Here is a 12,122-nt window from a genome sequence, read left to right on the forward strand (position 1 = left end):
GTTTCCATGCTTTTAGAAAAGTTATGTGATGAATTTCCTCACCTTGAGATTGTGCTAGAACCAAAAATGAATAAAAAACATAAAGGACAACTAATCGGTCGTACCGTTTATTTAAATAAAGAACAGACAAGTACAGAATTAGGATGCACCTTTTTAGAAGAAGCAATGCATGATCTCTACACTGTGGGTGATATATCAGCACAAAAAACAATGACAGATAGAAAACAAGAACAATTTGCACGGCGACGGGCTTATGATTATCTAATTTCATTTGATGATCTAGCAGATTGTTATTACAACGGTTTTACGGAATATCACGAGGCTGCTGAATACTTAGATGTGTCAGAAAGCTTCTTACGAGCAACAATTACTTATTTTAAAGATAAATACGGCTTGATGTATGATACTGGAAACTATATAATAAATATTGAGCCTACCATTGAAGTATTCAAAGTGGATACCACAGAGTATTTGTACGATTACGGGTGTTAGGGGAAAATACATTATATAGAGGGAGAATGAGAAAAATGGATTTTATTGCATTTTGGTTAGGTACCTTGGGTCTAATAGTAGGACTGGTACTATTGGTATTTAACTTAATAAAAAGAAAACCCAAGAAGGTTTCTTTAATGACAATAGTCGTGTCTCTGGTCTTAATACTAATAAGTATGACTATACTATAATCATAAGATTTTAGATTATACAGTGACGAAATAAAGAGATCATAAAATATGCACAAAGGGGAGAATGTAAAGATGGCAGTTTTAGGAGCATTATCAATTGTCGGTTTTATTATCGGCATCGCGTGGCTAATAGTCAGCGCTATTAGAAAAAAAGGAAAGAAAATACCGTTGATTGTAATTGCAGTATGTTTAGTAAGTACGATTGTTGCGGTTAGTAATTCGGATTCAAGTGAAACGAGTGATAAAAGCGATACGAACACATCTACAGTAAAAAAAACACCTTCGAAAAACAAAGACGACTCAGTTTCAAAAGAGGATGTACAAAAATCTGTAGATAAAGTTGTTAAAGAGTATGACAGTTCATGGCAAACTAATTGGAAAGACGCTTGGTCTGAAACTAAAACAAAAGCTGACTTATCATCATTAAGAAGCAATATGGATAACTTGACTATCAAATATGATAGTTTGAAAAATTATTTATCCACAAATGAAGTATTTAAAGAAAACGAAGATCTTCAAAATTTTTCAAGAAAAATGACAGAAAGTATTAATTTACGTCTTCAATCTATTAAACAAATATCCACAGCTATAGACAATAATGAAGATATGGCACAAGCTTCTGATAATGTTGTTGAAACTGTAAAACAAGCAGATACAGCACTAATTCAAGCTATCTCAAGTGCTCTACAAGCAGGTTATGAAACAAATTAAATAACCCCAGCAAGCCCAAATCAAATGGGCTTCTGCGGCTCTCGAATCGAACGTATGTGCTATTTCAAGGCGTTAAAAAAAGCCTTGAACAGGCTTTATTCAATCTAATCTTTTGACCATTATTCTAAGTTTATTTTCAGAAATATGATCTTCTAAAATTTTGAATCCACATGATTCATAGAAAGTAATTATTTTTAGATTGTCTTCGCACTCTAAGTGCAAAACCTTACCGCCAGCTAAGGCTTTAGCTTCTAGTACCTTTTGATAGGCTAAGCCAAGTAAATCAGTTCCAGTCGCTGCGTTCGCCACTTTACTTATCGGACTTCTATTTTTGCCTAGTTGACCTAAGAGATAGCCTTGCATCTTGTAATATTCCATATCTGTTTTATGCCCAAATGCCATCAATTTTTTCTGGAACGATTTAGATAGCTTCCGAAATGATTTCTTTGGCACAACTAATGGTTTATTGCTTATCGCGAAATAACCAGCTAAAAATGGTTTACCTTGGTATGTAGAAAGAACTAAATACGTTCTTGCGATATCTACTTTTTCAAACTCGATTGATTTATTGCGTATGAAATCCTCGACATCATTTGCGCCAGATGATAGTTGTCCACAATCAAAAGTGTAGAGAAGGTCTTTTACCTCCTCTACTGGACTAGCTTCTAATAAAGTGGTGAGTGAAATTACATTCAAACTCAAAAGCTACACCTACTTCTCTGAAAAAGAAGACATTATCGAACGGATAGTATCTTTATCTTTAATATTTTTTGAATGCTTGCTGCTTTTTATTTCAGTAGGTCTTGAATTTTCGATAGCATTGGCTAAGTTTTGAGCAGATTTTTTACTGAATTTAAAATCAGTCTGAAAGCTCTTCGTCGCCATATCTTATCCCTCCAAATTGTAAAATTATAAATCGTTGCGTTTTATTTCCACGATATATAACGTAACGTGCTTTAATATAACTATACCCATAATAACACAAATTAGGATGAATTAGGATAAAAAAAGCTAAATTCTTATTTTATTTTAATTAAATATATTATATGAGGAGCCTAAAACCATGAAAATAACCAAAAAAGCAAACGGAGATTACACTATCCGTCTCCGTATAAAAGTAAATGGCGAATGGAAAGAAAAACGATTAACCGATTCTGATAAAGACAATCTAATTTATCGTGCATCAAAATTAAAAAAAGAAACGAAACAAGAAGATTTTTCAGCAAAGAAATGGAAAATGGGTGAATTCTATGAACTTTATATGAGTACCTACAAGGATAACAAAGTTAGTCGCTCTACAGAAATCTTGTATGAATTAGCTTATAAACAATTTATCGATTTCTTTGGCGATGTCCTACTTGATTCCGTTGATGCTGTTAAATATCAACGCTTCATCAATTACCTAGGAGAAGACTACGCCCTTGCCACTGTGGACACCAGACACCGTAAAATTAGAGCGCTTTATAACAAAGCTGTAGAATTAGGATACGCTCAAAAAAACCCCACGAAAGGGGCTGTAATGAGCGGAGAAGATGTTGCTAAAAATAAAAAAAAGTTCATGGAAACTGATAAAGTGAAACTATTAGTTCAAGAACTGCAAAAAAAGAACTCCACTTCTCGCGGAGTAATACTGTTAGCTATTAGAACCGGCATGAGATTTGAAGAAATAATAGCTCTTACAAATAAGGATATAAACTTCAAAAATCGAACGATTGATGTTACAAAAGCGTGGGACTATAAATTCACGAATAATTTTATTGATACAAAGACAAAGAAATCTCGTACAATTTTCATGGATACATTGACAAGTAAGATGGTTAAAGAATATATAATGTGGCATAGTGAAAACGTCGATAACTCTAACAATACATTCGGTTTGTTGTTCAATAGAACTGGAACACATCGCCCAATATCTAACACTGGCGTGAATAAGGAATTAAAGAAGCTATGCAAGATTATTGAAAGTGACGAATTAACACTTCATAAGCTACGACACACGCATACAGGCTTATGTGTTGAAGCTGGTATGGATATTATTTATGTTGCAGATAGGTTAGGACATGAAAATATTAATACAACATTAAAATATTACAGCCATTTGAGCGAAAGTCTAAAAAACAATAATCAATCAAAACTTGATTCATTCTTTGCCGCAAATAGTGCCACAAATGCCACAAATTTATAGGTACTATAGGACACTATAGGGTACAAAAATAAAATTTCATCACGCTCTAAAACGCTCGTATATGGCGATTTACAGCCGTTTTCATAGCGTTTCGAAAAACTCTTAAAATGCCCTCGACAGGAATCGAACCTGTATTTTGAGCTTCGGAGGCTCACGTGCTATCCGTTGCACCACGAGGACGAAATTTTAATACACTCACAATCAATAATTATAGCGGAAAAATGCCAATTACACAAGCTTTATCTCATAGGAATATTTCATTCGAGCCTTTCGTTTGACCTAGTTTGACCATTCGTGTAATATAGAAGCATCAAGAGGAGAATGGAACATAATCGAAATAAATCGGCGACAAGCGCATGCATTCCAATAATTCGGCGGACTTCCGGTTCTCACATACACTAGTATGCTCCGCTTCCGGCTTCCACCAAATTATTGGAATACAAACGCTTTCGCTCGATTCGTGTAAAGCATTATCTTCATCTTACCCGTAAAAGGGTTTGGCAATCTTTTCATTATTTCGATTTTGTCTCAGTTTCTTTTTTAAATGAAATATACCTAAACAGGAGGGTTTTATTATGAATTTAATTCCAACAGTAATCGAGCAAACTAGCCGTGGGGAACGCGCTTATGACATCTATTCCCGCTTACTTAAAGATCGGATTATTATGCTAGGCAGTGCGATTGACGATAACGTAGCGAACTCGATCGTTTCGCAATTGCTATTTCTAGACGCGCAAGACCCTGAGAAAGATATTTTCCTTTATATCAACTCACCAGGCGGCAGTATTTCTGCTGGGATGGCGATTTATGACACAATGAACTTCGTAAAAGCGGACGTTCAAACAATCGCGATGGGTATGGCAGCATCGATGGGATCATTCCTACTTACAGCTGGCGCAGACGGCAAACGTTTCGCACTTCCAAACGCTGAAATCATGATTCACCAACCGCTTGGAGGCGCACAAGGCCAAGCAACGGAAATCGAAATCGCAGCTCGCCACATTTTAAAAATAAAAGAGCGCATGAACACAATCATGGCAGAGCGCACAGGTCAACCAATCGAAGTTATTTCACGCGACACAGATCGCGACAACTTCATGACTGCAAGCGAAGCCAAAGAATACGGCCTAATCGACGACATCGTAGTCAACAAAGCTGGTCTAAAATAACCAAACAAAACTCCCGAGCCATTCTCGTTTTCAGAGATAACTCGGGAGTTTTGCTTTTCAAAAACTATATTTTCCACAGAAACCTGTCCGTTCCTCCAAACCTCAGCCTGTCGACAAATACCTAGTTTCTAGGCAAAAGTGAGTACCGAAGCGGAGCGTACTGAGGTACGTGAGCATCGGAACAGAGCTTTTAACGACGAAAATGGGTGTTTGTCGACAGGCTGAGACTCGGGAGTTTTTTAATCAATATTCCCACGACGTCTACGAATAAAATCACGAAAATCCTTACTCGACCTCGTAGAAAGCAGGCATTCCTCTTGATTTACCATCGTGATAATACCATTTACATAGTTCACCGATTCAATTTTGTCCGTATTCACAATGAAAGCCCGATGCGTCTTATAAAATCGCTCGTCGAAACTATCTTCCAAGCTCTTAAGCGTGCCATAAAACTCGATTTGGCGGTCTTGCCCATGCAAAATAATCCTCCGCGCCTTCGTTTTTAACGTACTCAAAAACAAGATATCATCATAGAGCTCGTGAATAACTTTTTCATCTGTTTTCATAGTAAAAAACTTGCCGACCTCTTTACGTTCCCTGCCAACTCTTTCCTCAACACTTCTCATACAATCAAAAATCCGATTGCGCACTTTGTCGAAATCGTCCTTGATAATATAATCCATGGCCTCCACTTTATATGTAAAAGTCAAGTAACTGAGTTCTGCGTGAGTTGTGATGAAAACGATAAACCCTCTAGGATCGTATTCCCGAATCTTCTGCGCCAGCTCCAAACCGTCCAGCCGCGGATGCTTCAAGTCAACATCTAGAAAGTAAAGACCCATACCTTCGCCACCAAATTGGACGTAAGATAATAGTTCTTCAGGATCACCTGTGGATAAAGCGAGCTCCATGTCAAAATTCTCCATCATGATGTAATTCTCAACATGTTTCACAAGCTCGCTTCGTTGATTAACCTCGTCCTCACAGATAAAAACCTCAATCATCTCCTCACCCTCCTGTTAGCCGATTTCCAGTTCCTGCACAAAACCATGCTGCGTTATCTTCGTGTCCAGAGATACATTGGGATATTTCTTTAACGTCTTCTTCAAAGTCGAAAGCCCAATCCCGCGGTTCTCGCCCTTCGTAGAAAACCCTTCCTCGAAAAATTGATGAATCGGCGGCGAATCCTCCGGTAAACTATTAGCAAAAATGAGTACAATCGCCTCTTTTTTCTGAATAATTGCAACGCGAACAGTTGGATCAGCAGTATCAACGACCGCCTCAATCGCATTATCCAATAAAATCCCCGTCACCCGACATAAATCAATACTATCCATATTCATTTCATCAATTCGCTTATAAACCTCAACCTGCGCATCCACGCCCAATTCCTGAGCCCGAATCATCTTCGTAGCAAACAGTCCCTTCAGTTCAATAACCTCCAAATTCTGCAACGTCGACAGCTTCGAAATATTAACTTCCATATCCGAATTCATCGGAATAACCTTCGTCCGAAAATAAACGCTAAGCCCATCCATGTCCGAATTTGTGATGAAACCATTGATGCCAGATAAAATATTCACATAATCATGTCGGAAAACCCGCATGTCTTTTTGAAGCGCTTCGAGTGCCCCGACATATTCGCGAAGTTGGCTCATTTGGAGAGCTTGAGCTTCGACTTTTGCGTTTTTGACTGCACTTCGGACTATGATTGTTAGTACTACAATCATGATTGCTGTATACATCAAAAAAATAAATGCATTAGCCTCTAGGGCTGCTTCTGTAAATTCAAGCTTAGAGCCTTGAACTATGTAAAAATAGAATAGTCCAACAGTAGCCGAGCTGACAGCTAGTACCAAAGCTAGATACTTGTTTTGAAAGATTATTTCTTTGCTCAGTCTCCCCATAATGATATCAACAACCTTAAAAATTAAGCATGCATAGACAAATATCAAAACACTAGTAATAAATGGTTGGCTCTGAGAAACTGTTCCTAATGTTAAACCAGCTAAAATATTTGCTATAACTACTATTACAAAAGATGAGGTTGTAGCTATTAAAGATACTCTAATGCTTTTTGTTTTCCAATAAAGTATTGCAGCGAATACTAGCATCATATATACTACAGACAAATATGTGAGAGTTAGAAAAATTGGAAAAGCTGTCAGTGAAATCCCCACTATTAAAACAATAAATAACTTCCAAGAAAACCTTACCCTACTCAAAACCTGAATACCTATTAAAAGACATGTAACCTGTATTATATTAGCAAAAAATAATAGCATAACTCCTCCTATGTATAACTAGATACTTTAAACAAATTATAGTCTAAAATACTCTAGTTTACAAGCTTGGGATTACATATATGCACCTTTTTTTTCCTGTTCCAATAATACTTTAGGAACTTCTGGTTCATACACATATACTGTACATATACCACTTAGCGATTCTATCGCTAATTTATTGAATTTTTCCTCAATTTTTAAACTAAGTTTATCTTGTAGGTTTTTAAAATTATTTTTATAAGTATTCATAGTTATTATATCTCCTTTTTAATAATTTGTACGTTATTGGATGAATAGTTAAGACCTGTAGTATGCCACCGTATAAAATTAAGCTTTGAATATCCGAAATTGGCATTAAAATCGCCACAGAAATAACAATTAATGTGTTAATTATAGATTTCCGCCTCAAATCGTGTCTTTTTTGAGCATTAAAAAGCGGCATTTTTTCAGTATCTGAAGGTGAAAATATCGCAATATTCAGTAAAATCAGAGCGCTTATAATCACAATCATCCATCCAGATAATTGAACTTCCTTCACAAAGTAAGGTAACACCACAAACACTACAACACTCGTTATTGTGCACCCCAAACTAGTCTTCGCATGCAGACCAAACGAATGCCTACGAATCATCAAGTAAGAAAGATGTACAATCAACGTCTGCCAAATCATCCCTAACAAGGCAGCGGCGAGGTATACGGTAATTCCCTTCGTCACGTTCACTAAAAATATTTCTACACCATACTTTACAATCGCAAATCTGTCTTCATCAACTTCCCTATCGCGGAAAATTGTTCTGGTAATCTTTGCTGCCATATTGGGGACGGTCAAACTAAACATTCCAATTCGCCTCCCTATTCATCGAGTGCTAATTCCCAGACAGAGACTAGCGAGATTTCACTAGCTCTGTCCGAATTAACAAACTCTGCAATTTCTACCCTATCATTTGGTATTTCATTCTCATTCAATATTTTCTCTATATTTCGTGTAACTCTTGCGTCTTGAGAGAGAAGATTGTGCTTCCCTCTCAACGGCTTACTATACAGTGCCTCATCCCGATAAACAATCATGTACAGCTTGTCGCGATTAAGTCCTACCAAAAACCGATTATCACTGATCCCAACGTGCCTTGTGATGCTATCCAAAAAATAGATGTAACCACGGTATGTAATCAACATTTTATATTTTGGTTGATGGCCAGCTACTGGAAACCGATCTAAAAAGTAGTCTTCTTTATTTATATAGTCACGTCCAAGCTTTGAAAATACTGCCAACATGAGACAATCCCATTTTGAATCCTCACTATTACGGTCTACTAAATTAATTTTAGCCAAGACGGGGCTAAAAAACTGCAAATCACGAACAATTTCCTTTTGGAAAAATAAGCATGGTTGTGTGCTAGCCATTTTTGCTTGAACAAATGGTTTCATCATTTCGTGATCTACTCCTTTCAGCGTCGAATAATGTGGTTCAAAAAGCTCATCTCGGTAAGCCTTATTTCCATAAACCAATTATACGACAGAAAGGTAGCATTTTTATCATTTTGTCGTGAACGTAGCGATTTCGTTCGTAAGCGCGAAAAAAGGGGTGTTTTTGAGTCACGTATGTAACATTAATTAATTTTATAGCAAAAAAAAGGATAAAATATCGGAGGTGAGTCCAATGTTTTATCCTGGTTTTTAGTTCTTCAATCCTTTTATTTTCCGTGTTGAGACCATACATTTTTCACCATTGACCATATGAGCGACGCCTTTATTCGTATCGACCTCTAAAATATGATCTTTATTCACCAAAAAAGCGCGATGTGTTCGGTAAAATCGATCGTCTAATTCAGATTCAATATCTCTTAACTTTCCATAAAACTCAATTTGGCGATTTCGACCGTGCAAAATCACTTTATGCGGACGCGGAGAAGTTTCGATGAATAAGATACTTTCTAGTGGTTCATGCATAATCCGGTCATCAATTTTTATCGTTAAATATTTGCCTTTATTTCCGTGGTTCTTAATCCGCTTGCTGACACTTTCCATGCATTCGACAATACGCTTTCGGATATTCTCGTAGTCGTCTTTGATGATATAATCCATAGCTTCGATTTTGTAGGTGAATGTTAGGTAGCTCATTTCAGAGTGCGACGTGATGAATACGATGAAGCCTCGCGGATCATTTTTTCGAATTTCTTTTGCCAGTTCGAAACCGTTAATCGTTTGGGTTTTTAAGGCTACATCTAGGAAATACAATCCCGGTTCTTTCTTTTTCTTGCTTGCTTCTAGTAACTTGGTAGGGTTTTCTGTTGCGAGGAGGATACGCATATCTTGGTGTTCGATTGTGATGTAATCCTTGATGTATGCCACGATTTTATCTCGCTGCATTTTGTCATCTTCACATATGTAGATTGGAATCATTGGCTTAAGTCCTTTCTGTTCGTAAATTCTGAAAGCTGAGTTTTGCTGTTTAGTAACGCTTGATTTAGCGGCTGGATTGTTTCTTGAAAATAGTTTTTTAGGAGAAGTGTATCGCCTTTTTCAATATAACCGTGTAAGCTTGTTAAAATGTTGATATAATCGTGATTGAAGTTATTCATATCGCTTGAAATACGCTCCATTTCTCTTGTATATTCATTGAGCTTGCCCAACTGCACTTTTTGCTTCTTGATTTGTAATTGGAGTTGTCCTGCTCTAAGAATCAGCATAAATACACAATTAATACCTATTGCATAGATACAAAAAAGCAGGCTGTTTGCTATAATTATGTCGTTTGAAAAACTATACAGGGATTCTAAGTAAATAAACAAATACATCATTATAATCGTCACAATAAGAAGCGCCACCATCAAATAGCTACTTTCTTTTGAATTATTTCTGTATGTTTCAGCGCGCGATAGCTTCTCAATTAATAAGCTAACTGCATATGCCATCAAATATAGTATAATGCTCGATATAATCACGGATACAATATTCCCCTCATAGATAGCATTGCTTCCACCTAAGATTGCTACGGTTATCCATTCAAGTACATAATTTATACAAATCATTAAAAACAAGGGAAGTATTGATAATACCACTGATTCGATCCAGCTTTTCTTCTTCCATCTAAAAGCCAATATCGTTATGCCTAGAACTACTAGGAGTGAAAAATACTGTACAGTCACTAAGAGCGGTGTCCCAATGAGGGATAATATTATCCCCAAATATACTACTTCTCGCCGAGTAAGGAACCTTCTTCCAATAATATTTGCACTCATAACTAATATAAATAATTGCGATACTCCCGATACAGTCAATAAAAAAACGGATTGCATAGATGTTTCCCCCTGTCTTTATACTAGTTATTGTTTTTTAGCAATGGCTTAATAGTAGACTTAAAATACTCTTCTAAAAGCTCTTTTTCAGAGGCTACAATATAACCATGGAGACTAGCTAAAATATTTATATAATCATGCCTGAAGTCACTCATTTCGTCCGAAAGCTTTTCAAGTGCTACTGTATACTTTGCTAGCTGTTCTTGTTCTATCTCCTGCTTTTCTATTTCTACACGCCTTTGATGGATTTTTGCTAGTATAGCAGTGGTTACAACAATCATTGTTAACAAAGTTATGAAGAGAATGCCATTAAAAAAGATTATTTCATTTGGAAACTGGTATAGTGATTCAACGTATATAAACGAGTAGATAATAATAACCGTGATTATTAGGATAGATGAAAACAAATATACATTTTTATTTATTACGGCCCTATACGATGTGTTTCGAATTAATCGACTGACCCCTGTTGAGACGGCATAAGTTAAGATTAATAAAACTACGCCGTACAATATACTCGTTAAAATACTACTAGTCAATATCCCGTAATCCCACGTTCTATCATCTAAACGAAGTAACCCAATAAGAAAAGTATCCATAAGATAGGTTATGACAACTAATAGAAGAAAAGTGAGTAATGGCGTCACAATGCAAACAAGCCAATGTTTATTTTTCGTTCTGAGTGCTAAAGCCAAAATTCCCGCTATAAAAACAAGTGAATAATACTCCACATAAAAAAATAGTACGGTACCGCAAACTCCTAGTATCGTTCCAGCAAAAAACACAAAGCGTTTTGTGAATACCTTGTTTGATAATATGTTTACGGAAAGAACAATACAATATATTTGATTTACAATTATGATTACTGTTAATAATAGAGTCTCTAATTCCATGTTCTCCCCCCAGATTAGCAAATATTGATCATCTTTTTAGTCAAATTTACTTAATGGCCTAATCGTCTCATTAAAGTAATTTTCCAATTGGCCTATATCCCCCTTCACGATATATCCATGAAGACTAGCTAAAATATTGATGTAGTCATGCTTGAAAAGGCTCATTTGAGCATATATCGTCTCTAGCTTTTTCATATAGTCATGCAGTTGCGCCAATTCTTGCTCTTGCTTGATTTGTTCAGCCCTCGCATTTTCAACTTTAGCAATAATCACAAGTACGATACCCATTGCAAAGAGTAGCGCCAAAAATATAAAAATATATAACTCAGCAATTTCAATATGCCCCCCCAAAACATTATCCAGATGAATGAGCGTATACATAATCACTATGGTTAATACAAGTAAAGCCACTATCACATACTCACTATATTTCACAGTGTTATCAAAATTATTTTTGCGTAATATACCACGAATACAAAGAGCCAATATATACGCAATCGTCAGACACGGAGTTATAAACACTATCATTGCAAACATCATATCAAATATAGTAGTAGTGTAATCTTGACTGCTCAAGCCTAAAATATTGTTTGCAAACACTCCAACTATATAATTACCTATGAGAAGTAATATTTGAGCTGCTACAACACAAATGAGAGCGTTCAACCAACGAATACCTTTCCATCTCAAAAATAATACCAGCACTCCCAATGTGTATATTTGTGAAAAGTATTCTATAAAACTTAGAAGGATTGGACCTCCAAGTGCCATAATACTTGTTATTAAGATTATGTCTTTTTTTGATAAAGCTTTCTGAGCCAGAACATTGGTAACTATCACAATTCCAAATATTTGATATGTTACTCCCATAAATATCACTAATAATGAATACATGAA

The 12,122-nt window shown here is 36.1% G+C and carries 15 protein-coding genes and 1 tRNA gene; 4 read left to right on the plus strand and 12 right to left on the minus strand.

The features are described from left to right. Positions 1–6 precede the first annotated feature (6 nt). Positions 7–492, plus strand: coding sequence for an ImmA/IrrE family metallo-endopeptidase (locus tag DUK53_RS14475; protein WP_124892919.1), 486 nt, complete (start codon positions 7–9; stop codon positions 490–492). A 263-nt stretch (positions 493–755) separates the two neighbouring features. Next, positions 756–1,394, plus strand: a complete 639-nt coding sequence (locus DUK53_RS14480; protein WP_124892921.1) for a hypothetical protein — start codon at positions 756–758, stop codon at positions 1,392–1,394. A gap of 99 nt (positions 1,395–1,493) precedes the next feature. Here DUK53_RS14480 and DUK53_RS14485 read toward each other — a convergent pair whose 3' ends face one another. After that, a complete protein-coding gene (locus tag DUK53_RS14485; protein WP_124892923.1) occupies positions 1,494–2,096 on the minus strand; it encodes an N-acetyltransferase in 603 nt (200 codons plus the stop codon). 9 nt (positions 2,097–2,105) lie between these two features. Next, positions 2,106–2,279 carry a hypothetical protein gene (locus DUK53_RS17740; RefSeq protein ID WP_201740733.1) on the minus strand — a complete coding sequence of 58 codons (174 nt, stop codon included), beginning with the start codon at positions 2,277–2,279 and terminating at the stop codon, positions 2,106–2,108. A 178-nt stretch (positions 2,280–2,457) separates the two neighbouring features. Between DUK53_RS17740 and DUK53_RS14490 the strand changes: the two genes are divergently transcribed. Continuing rightward, on the plus strand, positions 2,458–3,579 hold the full coding sequence (locus DUK53_RS14490) for a tyrosine-type recombinase/integrase (protein ID WP_124892925.1): 1,122 nt from the start codon (positions 2,458–2,460) through the stop codon (positions 3,577–3,579). Positions 3,580–3,687: 108 nt separating this feature from the next. Here DUK53_RS14490 and DUK53_RS14495 read toward each other — a convergent pair. Continuing rightward, positions 3,688–3,759 (minus strand) — tRNA-Arg (locus tag DUK53_RS14495). A gap of 395 nt (positions 3,760–4,154) precedes the next feature. Here DUK53_RS14495 and clpP point away from each other — a divergent pair. Continuing rightward, positions 4,155–4,748, plus strand: coding sequence for an ATP-dependent Clp endopeptidase proteolytic subunit ClpP (clpP, locus tag DUK53_RS14500; RefSeq protein ID WP_036062063.1), 594 nt, complete (start codon positions 4,155–4,157; stop codon positions 4,746–4,748). A 239-nt stretch (positions 4,749–4,987) separates the two neighbouring features. Here the strand turns inward: clpP and DUK53_RS14505 are convergent, their stop codons facing one another. The 9 genes from DUK53_RS14505 to DUK53_RS14545 form a co-directional block, all read right to left on the minus strand. Continuing rightward, the gene (locus DUK53_RS14505; RefSeq protein WP_036076760.1) at positions 4,988–5,752 is read right to left on the minus strand and encodes a LytR/AlgR family response regulator transcription factor; all 765 of its coding nucleotides are present in this window, start codon (positions 5,750–5,752) and stop codon (positions 4,988–4,990) included. 15 nt (positions 5,753–5,767) lie between these two features. After that, entirely contained in the window at positions 5,768–6,655 is an 888-nt protein-coding gene (locus DUK53_RS14510; protein ID WP_052164892.1) for a sensor histidine kinase, read from the minus strand. 450 nt (positions 6,656–7,105) lie between these two features. After that, positions 7,106–7,282 (minus strand): AgrD family cyclic lactone autoinducer peptide, encoded by a 177-nt coding sequence (locus tag DUK53_RS14515; protein WP_077947547.1) that lies wholly within the window; start codon positions 7,280–7,282, stop codon positions 7,106–7,108. Next, positions 7,269–7,871 (minus strand): accessory gene regulator B family protein, encoded by a 603-nt coding sequence (locus DUK53_RS14520; protein ID WP_052164891.1) that lies wholly within the window; start codon positions 7,869–7,871, stop codon positions 7,269–7,271. The genes DUK53_RS14515 and DUK53_RS14520 overlap by 14 nt, the downstream gene beginning before the upstream one ends. Before the next feature lie 14 nt (positions 7,872–7,885). Continuing rightward, a complete protein-coding gene (locus DUK53_RS14525) occupies positions 7,886–8,464 on the minus strand; it encodes a hypothetical protein (protein WP_036090696.1) in 579 nt (192 codons plus the stop codon). A gap of 246 nt (positions 8,465–8,710) precedes the next feature. Further along, entirely contained in the window at positions 8,711–9,436 is a 726-nt protein-coding gene (locus DUK53_RS14530; protein WP_036131709.1) for a LytR/AlgR family response regulator transcription factor, read from the minus strand. Continuing rightward, complete coding sequence (locus tag DUK53_RS14535) at positions 9,433–10,332, minus strand: hypothetical protein (RefSeq protein ID WP_036131708.1); 900 nt, start codon at positions 10,330–10,332, stop codon at positions 9,433–9,435. Before DUK53_RS14535 ends, DUK53_RS14530 begins: the two co-directional genes overlap by 4 nt. 23 nt (positions 10,333–10,355) lie before the next feature. Then, positions 10,356–11,225, minus strand: a complete 870-nt coding sequence (locus DUK53_RS14540; RefSeq protein ID WP_036131707.1) for a hypothetical protein — start codon at positions 11,223–11,225, stop codon at positions 10,356–10,358. Positions 11,226–11,261: 36 nt separating this feature from the next. Next, the gene (locus DUK53_RS14545; RefSeq protein ID WP_036131706.1) at positions 11,262–12,119 is read right to left on the minus strand and encodes a sensor histidine kinase; all 858 of its coding nucleotides are present in this window, start codon (positions 12,117–12,119) and stop codon (positions 11,262–11,264) included. Positions 12,120–12,122: the final 3 nt, after the last annotated feature.

It is taken from the genome of Listeria sp. SHR_NRA_18 (assembly GCF_003856515.1).
GTDB classification, from domain to species: Bacteria; Bacillota; Bacilli; order Lactobacillales; family Listeriaceae; genus Listeria_A; species Listeria_A newyorkensis.